This is a genomic window from Streptococcus mitis SK564 (assembly GCF_000148525.1).
In the GTDB taxonomy this organism is placed as follows: Bacteria; Bacillota; Bacilli; order Lactobacillales; family Streptococcaceae; genus Streptococcus; species Streptococcus mitis_H.
This window is the reverse complement of the sequence record NZ_AEDU01000019.1, coordinates 60,971-75,505: the sequence shown is the minus strand read 5'-3', so window position 1 is coordinate 75,505 and position 14,535 is coordinate 60,971. Positions and strand designations below refer to the sequence as shown.

Genomic DNA, 14,535 nt, shown 5'->3' with positions numbered 1-14,535 from the left:
CTGCTTATTCTTCTTCAGCAGCTTCTTCTGTTGCTTCCGCTTTTGTTGCTTTCTCAGCTTCTTCAGCTTCAAAGGCTGCTTTAGCCTCTTGGGCTGCTTTTTCGCGGGCTTTTTCAAGGTCATCTACGTGGATGACATCTTCGTCCATTCCTTCATCCAAGTCACGAAGTTCCACTTCTTGGTCATCTTCATCTAGGACACGCATGTCAAGACCAAGAGATTGCAATTCTTTGACAAGAACTCGGAAGGATTCTGGAACACCTGGTTTTGGAATTGGTTTTCCTTTTGTAATGGCTTCATAAGCTTTCAAACGTCCGTTGATATCGTCAGACTTGTAAGTCAAGATTTCTTGTAGGACATTTGATGCACCGTAGGCTTCAAGAGCCCAAACCTCCATCTCACCGAAACGTTGTCCACCAAACTGAGCTTTACCTCCGAGTGGTTGTTGGGTAACGGTTGAGTAAGGTCCGACTGAACGCGCGTGCAATTTATCGTCAACCATGTGGTGGAGTTTGATCATGTACATGACACCAACTGACACACGGTTATCAAACGGTTCACCAGTACGGCCATCGTAAAGGATCGTTTTGGCATCGCTATCCATACCAGCTTCTTTAACAGTTGACCAAAGGTCTTCAGAACTTGCTCCGTCAAAGACTGGTGTTGCGATGTGAATACCAAGAGTACGAGCAGCCATACCAAGGTGAAGCTCCATAACCTGACCGATATTCATACGTGATGGCACCCCAAGTGGGTTCAACATGATATCGACTGGAGTTCCATCTGGAAGGTAAGGCATGTCTTCTACAGGAACGATACGAGAGACAACCCCTTTATTTCCGTGACGTCCGGCCATCTTATCTCCGACCTTGATCTTACGTTTTTGAGCGATGTAGACGCGAACCAGCATGTTGACACCTGATTGCAACTCATCTCCATTTGCACGTGTAAAGATCTTAACATCACGAACGACACCATCGGCACCGTGTGGTACACGAAGAGAAGTATCACGCACTTCACGAGATTTATCTCCGAAGATAGCGTGCAAGAGACGTTCTTCAGCTGAAAGGTCTTTCTCACCCTTAGGTGTTACTTTACCTACAAGGATATCACCTTCTTTAACCTCAGCACCGATACGGATAATACCCATTTCGTCAAGGTCTTTAAGGGCATCTTCACCAACGTTTGGAATTTCGCGAGTGATTTCTTCAGGCCCAAGCTTTGTATCGCGTGTTTCTGATTCGTATTCTTCAAGGTGAACAGATGTGTAGACATCGTCTTTAACCAAGCGTTCGCTCATGATAACAGCATCCTCGAAGTTGTAACCTTCCCAAGTCATGTAGGCAACGATTGGGTTTTGTCCAAGCGCCATTTCTCCATTTTCCATAGAAGGTCCGTCAGCGATGAAATCGCCTTTTTCAACGACATCGCCAACTTTTACGAGAGTGCGTTGGTTGTAAGCAGTACCTGAGTTTGAACGACGGAATTTTTGGATGTGGTAAACGTCCAATGAACCATCTTCACGACGAACTTCTACCTTGTCAGCATCTGCATAGGTAACTTTACCGTCATACTGAGCAATCACAGCAGCTCCTGAATCGTGGGCTGCTTGGTATTCCATACCAGTACCAACGTAAGGTGCCTGAGGATTGATCAATGGCACAGCCTGACGTTGCATGTTGGCTCCCATGAGGGCACGGTTGGAGTCATCGTTTTCCAAGAAAGGAATACATGCTGTCGCAACGGCAACTACCTGTTTTGGTGATACGTCCATGTAGTCAACAACATTAGCTGGATACTCTTGGTTGACCCCTTGGTGACGTCCCATGACAACTTTTTCAGCAAAGGTTCCATCTTCATTAAGACGAGAGTTGGCCTGTGCTACAGTAAATTCATCTTCTTCATCGGCTGTCAACCAAACGATTTCGTTCGTAACAACACCTGTTTCACGGTCAACCTTACGGTATGGTGTTTGAACAAAACCATACTTATTCAAGTGTCCGTAAGATGACAAGTTATTAATCAAACCGATGTTAGGTCCTTCAGGTGTCTCGATTGGACACATACGGCCGTAGTGAGTGTAGTGCACGTCACGGACTTCATATCCAGCACGGTCACGTGTCAAACCACCAGGTCCTAAGGCTGACAAACGGCGTTTGTGAGACAACTCAGAAAGCGGGTTGTGTTGGTCCATGAACTGTGACAACTGTGATGAACCAAAGAATTCTTTAACCGCAGCTGTTACAGGACGGATATTGATAATTTGTTGTGGTGTCAAGACTTCGTTATCTTGAACAGACATACGTTCACGGACATTACGTTCCATACGAGAAAGTCCAAGGCGTACTTGGTTGGCAAGCAATTCACCAACCGCACGGATACGACGGTTCCCAAGGTGGTCGATATCATCAACACGGCCAAGTCCTTCAGCCAAGTTGAGGAAGTAGCTCATCTCAGCAAGGATATCTGCAGGAGTGACGATACGAACCTTGTCATCTGGATTAGCATTACCAATAATTGTTACGACACGGTCTGGGTCAGTTGGTGCAACAACCTTGAATTTTTGAAGAACAACTGGCTCAGTCACAACGGCTGCATCATTTGGAATGTAAACAATCTTGTTCAAGTCGCCATCCAAATAGCTTTCAATACTTTCAATCACGCTACGAGTCATGATTGTTCCAGCTTCTACCAAGATTTCTCCTGTTTCAGGGTCTACCAATGGCTCTGCAATGGTTTGGTTGAGCAAGCGTGTTTTAACATTGAGTTTTTTATTGATCTTGTAACGACCAACTGCTGCCAAGTCATAGCGACGTGGGTCAAAGAAACGAGCTACAAGCAAGCTACGTGAGCTTTCAGCAGTCTTAGGCTCACCTGGACGAAGGCGTTCGTAAATTTCTTTCAAGGCTTCGTCGGTACGAGAGTCCATTGGGTTCTTGTGGATATCTTTTTCAACAGTGTTGCGAACCAATTCGCTATCACCAAAGATATCAAAGATTTCATCATCACCTGAGAAACCAAGCGCACGAACCAAGGTCGTAAATGGAATCTTACGAGTACGGTCGATACGAGTGTAGGCGATATCTTTTGAGTCGCTTTCAAGTTCCAACCAAGCTCCACGGTTAGGGATAACAGTTGAACCGTAGCCCACTTTACCGTTTTTGTCTACTTTATCATTAAAGTAAACACCTGGTGAGCGGACCAACTGAGATACGATGATACGTTCACCACCATTGATGATGAAGGTACCCATTTCTGTCATGATTGGGAAATCACCAAAGAAAACTTCTTGGGTTTTAATTTCGCCTGTTTCTTTATTGATCAAACGGAAGGTTACAAAAATTGGTGCTGAGTAGCTAGCATCGTGGATACGAGCCTCTTCTAGCGTGTATTTTGGTTCCTTGATTTCATATCCAACAAATTCCAACTCCATTGTGTCTGTGAAGTTTGAAATTGGCAATACATCTTCAAACACTTCCTTAAGACCATGGTCTAGGAAATCTTTGAATGAGTCAGTTTGAATTTCAATCAAATTTGGTAAGTCAAGAACTTCTTTAATTCTTGAAAAACTACGACGGGTACGATGTTTCCCGTATTGAACGTCATGTCCTGCCAAGATGATTCTCCTTTGTAAATAAGTTCCAAGCCTTGTCAATCAGGCTTTTCTAATCGTCATATGGTTATAAAACCCCTATCACCGTGTCCTCTTGGTGAATTTTCAGAATCTTTAAGTCTTTGTTACAAATGGTCAAAATCCTGAAAAAAAGCACAAAAAGAGCAGCTAAATCTGACTTTTTCAGAAGATTTAACTGCTGTGAGTCTTATCTGGACAATATTTCAGACAAAACCTACGACAAATGATTATTTACATTATATCCTATTTAGCTAGATTTTTCAAGGGGATTGACGATTTTTTGACAAAATCTTTTCCTATGAGAAATACTAGCTAAATCGTAGCAAAACCTGTTGCGATTTTTCTTTTATTTTAATTTCGAGAAAACGCTTGCATATTGTTTTACTACATGCTATACTGATATAGAAATTTATTGATTGGAGAATCATCATGAGAAAAACACCAGCTCAAACTGAGAAAAAAATGGTCTACAGCATCCGTTCCCTCAAAAATGGAACTGGTTCTGTCCTTATCGGCGCAAGCCTTGTCCTACTTGCTATGGCTACGCCAACTATCTCAGCCAACGAAAGTACACCAACCACTAACGCAAGTAATAGTGAAACTACTACTGCCCTTGCCCAACCTCTTACTGATGCAACAAACATCGCTGGCAAGAACGAAAGCGATTTTTCTTCACCCAGAAATGCAAACGCTTCCCTAGAGAAAACAGAAGAAAAACCCGCAACAGAGCCACTTAGTCCTGCTGCAAGCTCAACTGATCCAGCACCACAAACTGGACAAGATCGTTCAAGTGAGCCAACTACTTCTACTAGTCCAGCAACGACTGAAACTAAGGCAGAAGAGCCAATCGAAGACAATTACTTCCGTATCCACGTCAAAAAACTTCCTGAAGAAAACAAGGATAGTCAAGGACTATGGACTTGGGACGATGTTGAAAAACCATCTGAAAACTGGCCTAACGGAGCCTTGTCCTTCAAAGATGCCAAAAAAGATGACTATGGCTACTACCTAGATGTCAAATTAAAGGGAGAACAAGCCAAGAAAATTAGCTTCCTCATCAATAATACAGCTGGAAAAAATCTAACCGGCGATAAATCGGTCGAAAAACTAGTTCCAAAAATGAACGAGGCTTGGTTGGACCAAGATTACAAGGTTTTCTCTTACGAGCCACAACCTGCAGGAACTGTTCGCGTCAACTATTACCGCACAGATGGCAACTATGACAAGAAATCTCTCTGGTACTGGGGAGATGTGAAAGAGCCAAGTAGTGGTGAATGGCCTAACGGAACAGACTTTACGGCTACAGGCAAATATGGTCGCTATATCGATATTCCACTCAAAGATGCAGCTAAAGACCTTGGATTTTTATTACTAGACAGAAACAAACAAAGAGACGATGTGAAAATCCGTAAAGAAGATTATAAGTTCACAGATTTGAAAAATCATAGCCAAATTTTCCTAAAAGACGATGACGAATCGATTTACACAAATCCATACTATGTCCATGATATTCGTATGACAGGGGCTCAGCACGTAGGAACTTCTAGCATTGAAAGTAGTTTTTCAACACTAGTCGGTGCTAAAAAAGAGGATATCCTCAAACACTCCAACATCACTAATCACCTAGGAAACAAAGTAACTATCACCGATGTTGCAATCGATGAAGCTGGTAAGAAAGTGACCTACAGCGGAGATTTCTCTGACACAAAACATCCTTATACCGTTAGCTACAACTCTGACAAATTCACTACCAAAACAAGCTGGCGTCTTAAAGATGAGACTTACAGCTATGATGGTAAACTTGGTGCTGAGCTCAAAGAAGAAGGAAAACAGGTTGATTTAACTCTCTGGTCACCAAGTGCTGATAAGGTTTCTGTTGTTGTCTACGACAAGAATGACCCTGAAAAAGTGGTTGGAACTGTCGCTCTTGAAAAAGGGGAAAGAGGAACTTGGAAACAAACTCTAGATAGCACAAACAAATTAGGAATCACGGATTTCACTGGATACTATTATCAATACCAAATTGAGCGTCAAGGTAAAACTGTTCTTGCACTCGATCCTTACGCTAAGTCCCTCGCTGCTTGGAACAGCGATCTTGCAAAAACAGACGCTTCCCATAAAGTGGCTAAAGCTGCCTTTGTAGATCCAGCTAAACTAGGACCTCAAGACTTGACTTATGGTAAGATTCACAACTTCAAGACTCGTGAAGATGCCGTTATCTACGAAGCTCATGTGCGTGACTTCACTTCAGATCCTGCCATTGCAAAAGACTTGACCAAACCATTTGGTACCTTTGAAGCCTTTATTGAAAAACTAGACTATCTCAAAGACTTGGGGGTAACCCACATCCAGCTCCTTCCAGTCTTGTCTTACTACTTTGTCAATGAATTGAAAAACCATGAACGCTTGTCTGACTATGCTTCAAGCAACAGCAACTACAACTGGGGATATGATCCTCAAAACTACTTCTCATTGACTGGTATGTATTCAAGCGATCCTAAAAATCCAGAAAAACGAATCGCAGAGTTTAAAAACCTCATCAATGAGATCCACAAACGTGGCATGGGAGCTATCCTGGACGTAGTTTACAACCATACAGCCAAAGTCGATATCTTTGAAGATTTAGAGCCAAACTACTACCACTTTATGGATGCTGATGGAACACCTCGAACTAGCTTTGGTGGTGGACGCTTGGGGACAACCCACCATATGACCAAACGACTCCTAGTTGACTCTATCAAATATCTAGTTGATACCTACAAAGTGGATGGATTCCGTTTCGATATGATGGGAGACCACGATGCGGCTTCTATCGAAGAAGCTTACAAGGCTGCACGCGCCCTCAATCCAAACCTAATCATGCTGGGTGAAGGTTGGAGAACCTATGCTGGCGATGAAAACATGCCTACTAAAGCTGCTGACCAAGATTGGATGAAACATACCGATACTGTCGCTGTCTTCTCAGATGACATCCGCAACAACCTCAAGTCTGGTTATCCAAACGAAGGTCAACCTGCCTTTATCACAGGTGGCAAGCGTGATATCAACACTGTCTTTAAAAATCTCATTGCTCAACCAACCAACTTTGAAGCAGACAGCCCTGGAGATGTCATCCAATACATCGCAGCCCATGATAACTTGACCCTCTTTGACATCATTGCCCAGTCTATCAAAAAAGACCCAAGCAAGGCTGAGAACTATGCTGAAATCCACCGTCGTTTGCGACTTGGAAACCTCATGGTCTTGACAGCTCAAGGAACTCCATTTATCCACTCTGGTCAGGAATATGGTCGCACTAAACAATTCCGTGACCCAGCCTACAAGACTCCAGTAGCAGAGGACAAACAACCAAACAAATCTCACTTGTTGCGTGATAAGGACGGCAATCCATTTGACTATCCTTACTTCATCCATGACTCTTACGATTCTAGCGATGCAGTCAACAAGTTTGACTGGACTAAGGCTACAGATGGTAAAGCTTATCCTGAAAATGTCAAGAGCCGTGACTATATGAAAGGGTTGATTGCCCTTCGTCAATCTACAGATGCCTTCCGACTTAAGAGTCTTCAAGATATCAAAGACCGTGTCCACCTCATCACTGTTCCAGGTCAAAATGGTGTGGCAAAAGAGGACGTAGTGATTGGCTACCAAATCACTGCTCCAAACGGAGATATCTACGCAGTCTTTGTCAATGCGGACGAAAAAGCTCGCGAATTTAATTTGGGAACTGCCTTTGCCCACCTCAGAAATGCTGAAGTTTTGGCAGATGAAAACCAAGCAGGACCAGTCGGAATTGCCAACCCGAAAGGACTTGAATGGACCGAAAAAGGCTTGAAATTAAACGCCCTTACAGCTACTGTTCTTCGAGTCTCTCAAAATGGAACTAACCATGAGTCAACTGCAGAAGAGAAACCAGACTCAACCCCTTCCAAGCCTGAACATCAAAATGAAGCTTCTCACCCTGCACATCAAGATCCAGCTCCAGAAGCTAAACCTGATTCTACTAAACCATCTGCAACAGTAGCTGATGCAGAAAATAAACCTAGCCAAGCTACAACTGATTCACAAACTACACAAGTTTCACAACCAGCACAAGAAGTACAAGCATCATCTGTAAGTGAAGCTGTTCGAAACGAATCGGTAGATAACTCTAACAAGGAAAATATACCTGCAACTCCAGCTAAACAAGCTGAACTTCCAAATACAGGAACCAAAAACGATAACAAACTCCTGTATGCAGGAATCAGCCTCCTTGCCCTTCTAGGTCTCGGTTTCTTGCTAAAAAACAAAAAAGAGAACTAAACTAGCCCTCCTATAGAAAAATCCCCCAAGCATTATAGCTCGGGGGATTGATTTTTGTACAATATTTGTTGTCCTAATAAACTTGATTAGGATTTTTTATTAAGCCTCTTTCATGGCAAAATAAGTCCGTACTTTGGGTGCAACTTGTGTTCCGAAGAGTTCAATAGCTCTCAGAACCTGGTCATGAGGCATAGAACCAAGCGGTAGATGGAGCATGAAGCTGTCCAAACCTAGATCCTCAATCATGCGAATCAATTTTTCGGCCACCTGATCTGGATTGCCCACAAACATAGCACCATTTGGCCCAACTTGCTCCAAATATTGCTCATAGGTCAACTCCTGCCAGTGCGGACGGTCTTTGGAAATAGCATCCACCACTTGCTTGGTCGGATGGAAATAATCTTTCACCGTCTGCTCGCCATCTTCAGCAATCCAGCCCCAAGAATGGGCTCCAACCTTTAGTTCATGACTGGCATGACCCGCTTCGCTCCCAATCTCACGATAAGCCTGAATCAACTTTTTAAAATAACTAGGATTGCCACCAATAATGGCATAGACAATCGGTAGGCCTGCCTGAGCAATCTTCACTGTTGATTCGACATGACCACCTGTCGCTATCCACAAGGGCAATTTGTCCTGAACTGGACGAGGATAAACTTCTCTGCCAGAGATTGTTTGGGTCAAGCGACCTTGCCAGTCTAACTTGGTCTTTTCATTAACTAACTGGAGCAAGTCTAATTTCTCATCAAAAAGGGCTTCGTAGTCTTTCAAATCATATCCAAACAAGGGAAAAGATTCCGTGAAAGAACCCCTTCCGGCCATAATCTCCGCACGTCCATTTGACAAAGCATCGATAGTGGCATACTGTTGGAACAAGCGAATCGGATCCATGCTCGAGAGAATGCTGACTGCACTGGTCAAACGGATTTTCTTGGTATTGACTGCCCCAGCTGCCAGGACAATCTCTGGCGCAGATACCGCAAAATCCGCTCGATGGTGCTCACCAATCCCATATACATCCAAACCAACCTTGTCAGCCAGTTCAATCTCTGCTACCAACTGACGAATGCGTTCGGCATGACTGTAAGTCTGTCCAGTCCCTTCAAGCTCCGTTGTTTCCCCAAATGTTGAAATTCCCAATTCTACCACAGTGATTCTCCTTATCTATTTCGGTCCTTCATTTTGAAAAATTATTCTAACACGAATCTTGACTACAAGCAACCGATTTGCTCACAAGAAAAAGCCTAGATAACTAGACTTTTTTAGCTTATTCTACCGTTACTGACTTAGCAAGGTTACGTGGTTTATCCACATCAAGACCACGGTGGAGTGTTGCAAAGTAAGCGACCAATTGTGTTGGTACGACCATTGAGATTGGTGAGAGGTAAGGGTGTACAGTCGTAAGGACGATATCGTCTGTATCTTTGGCAACATTTTCTTCTGCGATAGTGAGAACCTTGGCACCACGGGCTGCCACCTCTTGGATATTTCCACGAGTGTGGTTGGCAAGAACTGGATCTGACAAGAGGGCCAAAACAGGCGTTCCTTCTTCAATCAAGGCAATAGTTCCGTGCTTGAGTTCTCCTGCCGCAAAGCCTTCACACTGGATGTAAGAAATCTCTTTAAGTTTGAGACTTGCTTCCATAGCTACGTAGTAATCTTGACCACGCCCAATATAAAAGGCGTTGCGAGTTGTTTCAAGAAGCTCACGAACCTTGGCTTCAATAGTTTCTTTCTCTGAAAGAGTTGATTCGATAGACTGAGCTACGATTGACAACTCATGAACCAGGTCAAAGGCTTGCGCTTTAGCATTGCCATTTGCTTCTCCGACTGCTTTTGCTAAGAAGGCAAGGGCTGCGATTTGCGCTGTATAGGCTTTAGTTGATGCCACGGCAATTTCAGGTCCTGCGTGAAGGAGTATGGTATGGTTAGCTTCACGTGAAAGAGTTGAACCTGGGACATTTGTCACTGTCAAACTTGGGATTCCCATTTCATTAGCCTTAACCAAAACCTGACGACTATCCGCTGTTTCACCAGATTGGCTGATAAAGATGAAGAGTGGTTTCTTGCTGAGAAGTGGCATACCGTAGCCCCACTCAGATGAGATTCCAAGTTCAACTGGTGTATCTGTCAATTCTTCCAACATTTTCTTAGAAGCAAATCCTGCGTGGTAAGATGTCCCAGCTGCAAGGATGTAGATACGGTCTGCGTCTTGAACAGCCTGGATGATAGCTGGGTCTACGACAACTTGACCAGCCTCATCTGTGTAGGCTTGGATGAGTTTACGCATAACCGTTGGTTGCTCATCGATTTCCTTAAGCATATAGTAAGGGTAAGTTCCCTTACCGATATCAGACAAGTCAAGTTCCGCAGTATAGCTAGCACGTTCACGACTGTTGCCATCATAGTCTTGAACTTCCACACTATCAGCCTTGACGATTACCAACTCTTGGTCATGAATTTCCATGTATTGGTTGGTCTCACGAATCATAGCCATAGCATCTGAGCAAACCATGTTGTAGCCTTCCCCAAGACCAATCAAAAGTGGAGATTTGTTCTTAGCCACGTAAATGACTTCAGAGTCTTGTGAGTCAACCAAGGCAAAAGCATAAGAACCACGGATGATGTGAAGAGCTTTTTTGAAGGCTTCAAGAACTGAGAGGCCTTCTTCTTCCGCAAATTTTCCAATCAAATGAACGGCGATTTCAGTATCTGTTTGCCCCTTGAAATGGTGACCTGCAAGGTATTCTTCCTTGATTTCAAGGTAGTTTTCAATCACCCCATTGTGCACCAAAATAAAACGTTCAGTCTCAGATCGATGTGGGTGAGCATTGTCTTCAGTTGGTTTTCCATGAGTAGCCCAACGAGTGTGTCCAATACCAGTTGTTCCCTCAACACCAGCTGTCTTGGCAGACAATTCTGCGATACGACCAACAGCCTTCACCAAATGGTTCTCAGCACCACCTAAGACAAAAATCCCCGCAGAATCATAGCCACGGTATTCGAGCTTTTCAAGCCCTTGAATCAAAATATCAGTTGCATTTGTGTTTCCAACAACACCAACAATTCCACACATAGTATATACGACACAGGCAAGCTGTGCTTTCTCCTTAAATTGGTATAGTCTAATTCCTCTTTTATAGAATCAGCAAAAACAGTATATACTTGTTTCTTTCACTTGTCAAGAGTTAAAATTGGTATAGTTCAAATTAAGCTCCTGTAAGCAAAAGACTCTGACCAATTAGGATAATCAGTCAGAGTCCTTGTTAAAATCCATTATTGTCGCTTAATTCCTTGAACCAGTGCCCTGATTTTTTCAGACGACGTTCTTGCGTTTCCAAGTCTAGCTCGACCAAACCGTAGCGATTTTTATAGCTATTGAGCCATGACCAACAATCGATAAAGGTCCAAATTAAGTAGCCCTTACAATTGGCTCCGTCTTCAATGGCACGGTGCAGTTCACGAAGATGACCTTTTACAAAGTCAATACGATAATCATCTTGAATCATCCCATCTTGACGGAATTTTTCCTCTCCTTCAACACCCATACCATTCTCTGTCAACATCCACTCGATATTACCATAATTTTCCTTGATATTTTGGGCAATATCATAAATCCCTTGCTCATAAATCTCCCAGCCACGATGAGGATTGATTTTACGCCCAGGCATCACATAAGGCTCGTAAAAATGTTCTGGCAAAAGAGGACTCTCTGGATTCTTAGCAAATCGAGGTGCCATAACGCGCAAAGGTTGATAGTAATTGACACCAAGGAAGTCTACCGTATTATCACGAATGACTTCCAACTCTTCCTCTGTGGCATCAGGCAAGAGACCGTGTTCATGCAAGATTTCTACCAACTCCTGTGGATAAGTCCCCAAAACAGATGGGTCTAAAAAAGATTGAGCTTGAAAAAGATCCGCAATGCGAGCTGCTTTGACATCAGCAGGATGCTGACTACGTGGATAAGCCAGTGTCAAGTTGAGAACAATCCCAATCTTGGAATCAGGCAAGAGTTCATGGCAGGCCTTGACCGCCCGACTGCTAGCCAATTGTGTATGATAGGCTACTTTAACTGCTGCCTCTGCATCCACCTTATGTGGATAATGGGCATCGTAAAAATAGCCAAATTCTACAGGAACGATGGGCTCGTTAAAGGTAATCCATTGATCCACTAAATCTCCATAAATCTCAAAACAGAAACGAGCATAGTCTTCATAGGCTGAGACCGTCGCCTTATTTTCCCAACCATCACCAGCTTCTTGAAGAGCAAAAGGCAAATCAAAATGGTAGAGATTAACCAACAGACGAATCCCCTTAACCTTAATAGCCTCAAAAACCTTACGATAAAAATCCACACCTTGAGGGTTGACTTTCCCACAGCCTTGTGGAAAAATCCGTGACCACTGAATAGAAGTCCGAAAAGCCGTGTGACCAGTCGCTAACAAAAGCTCAATATCCTGTTCCCAATTTTCATAAAATGTCGATGTCTTATCTGGACCAATCCCATTATAGTATCGATTTGGCTCCACTTGGTACCAATAATCCCAGAGATTATCTCCCTTACCGTCACCAGCTATACGTCCTTCTGTCTGTGGCCCAGAAGTAGAGGATCCCCAGACAAAATCCTTTGGAAATCTTAGCATATATTTACCTCTTTATCTACTCATTTTTCCCATTATACAGAAAAAACAAGGTAAAAACTAGTTACATTTTTTCCTTGTTTTTCTTCTGATTATAGTTTTTATTTCTTGCTGAGAATTTCAAGCGTTTCAAGCAAGTTATCTGCATGAACCTCGATGGTATCACCAGTCGCTTTAATCTTCACTTCTACGATGCCATCGGCCGCTTTCTTCCCAACAGTGATGCGGATTGGCAACCCAATCAAATCGCTATCGCTGAATTTAACACCAACACGTTCGTTACGGTCATCTGTCAAGACTTCATAACCAGCTCCCATCAAGCTTGCTTCAAGCTTTTCTGTCAAGGCTTGCGCTTCTTCGTCCTTGACATTAACAGTAATCAAGTGCACATCAAATGGCGCCAATTCTTTAGGGAAGTTGATTCCCCAAGCATAACGGTATTCACCTTTTGGTGTTTTGTTAACAAAGAGGCGAGCGTGTTGCTCCATCACTGCTGAAAGGAGACGGCTAACACCGATACCGTAACATCCCATGATGATTGGCACAGCACGGCCATTTTCATCCAAGACATCTGCTCCCATGCTTGCTGAATAACGAGTACCGAGTTTGAAAATGTGACCAATTTCGATACCACGCGCAAAGTTAAGAACACCTTGTCCGTCTGGTGAAATTTCACCCTCACGAACTTCACGGATATCCACATACTCTGCAGTAAAGTCACGACCTGGATTCACACCAGTCAAGTGGTAGCCATCTTCGTTAGCACCCACAACTGCATTGCGAACATCTTGCACCTTACGGTCTGCAATGATTTTAACATTCTCTGGCAAACCAACTGGGCCAAGCGAACCAAATCCTGCTTGAACAACGTTTGACACTTCTTCTTCGTTAGCAACGTCAAAGAAATCTGCTCCCAAATGGTTTTTCAACTTGACTTCGTTGAGTTGGTCATTTCCAACTAGAAGGGCTGCAACAAGCTCACCATCTGCCATATAGAAGAGGGTTTTAATCGTTTGTTCTTCTGGAACATTTAGGAAGGCTGCCACTTCATCAATTGATTTAACATCTGGCGTTGCAACACGAGTCACTTCTTCTTCAGCAACAACACGGTTGCTTGGTTTGTACTCGTTTGTTGCCATTTCCAAGTTAGCCGCATAACTAGACTCACTTGAGTAGGCGATGGTATCTTCACCAGAAACCATCCATTTAAGCAATTCTGCCTTGATTTCTTCTTGCACTTCTGCAGGGATTTCGTCAAATGAGGCAACTGACTTGTCCAAGACAACCCAGCGGTCAAGGTCTGTACGAGCAGGTGTGATCGCCATAAATTCTTGGCTGTCCTTACCACCCATAGCTCCACCATCACCGATGATAGCCTTGAAGTCTAAGCCACTACGAGTGAAAATACGCTCATAAGCAGCCTTGTACTCATCATAAACACTGTCCAAACTATCATAGTTAGCGTGGAAGCTGTAAGCATCTTTCATGATGAACTCACGTGTACGAAGAAGGCCATTACGTGGGCGTTTTTCATCACGATACTTAGGTTGGATTTGGTAAAGGTTGAGTGGCAATTGCTTGTAAGACTTAACAGAATCACGAACAATAGCTGTAAAGGTTTCTTCGTGAGTTGGACCTAAGATGAAGTCTGATTTTTCACGGTTTTTTAGTTTGTAAAGGTCTTCACCATAAGTTTCGTAACGACCTGATTCGCGCCACAACTCTGCACTGAGAAGGGCAGGAGCCAACATCTCAACGGCACCAATCTTATCAAATTCTTGGCGCATGATGTTTTTGGCTTTTTCAATCACACGGTTGGCAAGTGGTAGGTAAGAATAAACACCTGCAGATACTTGACGAACATAACCAGCTCGCAACATAAGAGCATGGCTGATAACTTGAGCATCGCTTGGCATTTCGCGAAGCGTTGGGATAGGCATTTTACTTTGTTTCATA

At 43.4% G+C, this 14,535-nt stretch carries 6 protein-coding genes; 1 reads left to right on the top strand and 5 read right to left on the bottom strand.

The genetic code is table 11. The annotated features are described in order from the left end of the window. Positions 1–4 precede the first annotated feature (4 nt). Positions 5–3,616 carry a DNA-directed RNA polymerase subunit beta gene (rpoB, locus tag SMSK564_RS09115; RefSeq protein WP_000907167.1) on the bottom strand — a complete coding sequence of 1,204 codons (3,612 nt, stop codon included), beginning with the start codon at positions 3,614–3,616 and terminating at the stop codon, positions 5–7. A 447-nt stretch (positions 3,617–4,063) separates the two neighbouring features. Between rpoB and spuA the strand changes: the two genes are divergently transcribed. Continuing rightward, complete coding sequence (gene spuA, locus SMSK564_RS09110) at positions 4,064–7,936, top strand: LPXTG-anchored pullulanase SpuA (protein ID WP_001232751.1); 3,873 nt, start codon at positions 4,064–4,066, stop codon at positions 7,934–7,936. 99 nt (positions 7,937–8,035) lie between these two features. Here spuA and SMSK564_RS09105 read toward each other — a convergent pair whose 3' ends face one another. The 4 genes from SMSK564_RS09105 to SMSK564_RS09090 all read right to left on the bottom strand — a co-directional run bounded on the left by SMSK564_RS09105 (position 8,036) and on the right by SMSK564_RS09090 (position 14,534). Beyond that, a complete protein-coding gene (locus tag SMSK564_RS09105; protein ID WP_000229798.1) occupies positions 8,036–9,085 on the bottom strand; it encodes an LLM class flavin-dependent oxidoreductase in 1,050 nt (349 codons plus the stop codon). Positions 9,086–9,203: 118 nt separating this feature from the next. Further along, complete coding sequence (gene glmS / locus SMSK564_RS09100; protein ID WP_000334280.1) at positions 9,204–11,012, bottom strand: glutamine--fructose-6-phosphate transaminase (isomerizing); 1,809 nt, start codon at positions 11,010–11,012, stop codon at positions 9,204–9,206. Positions 11,013–11,202: 190 nt separating this feature from the next. Next, entirely contained in the window at positions 11,203–12,582 is a 1,380-nt protein-coding gene (bglA, locus tag SMSK564_RS09095; protein WP_000943499.1) for a 6-phospho-beta-glucosidase, read from the bottom strand. A gap of 98 nt (positions 12,583–12,680) precedes the next feature. Beyond that, a complete protein-coding gene (locus SMSK564_RS09090; RefSeq protein WP_000814050.1) occupies positions 12,681–14,534 on the bottom strand; it encodes a proline--tRNA ligase in 1,854 nt (617 codons plus the stop codon). Position 14,535: the final 1 nt, after the last annotated feature.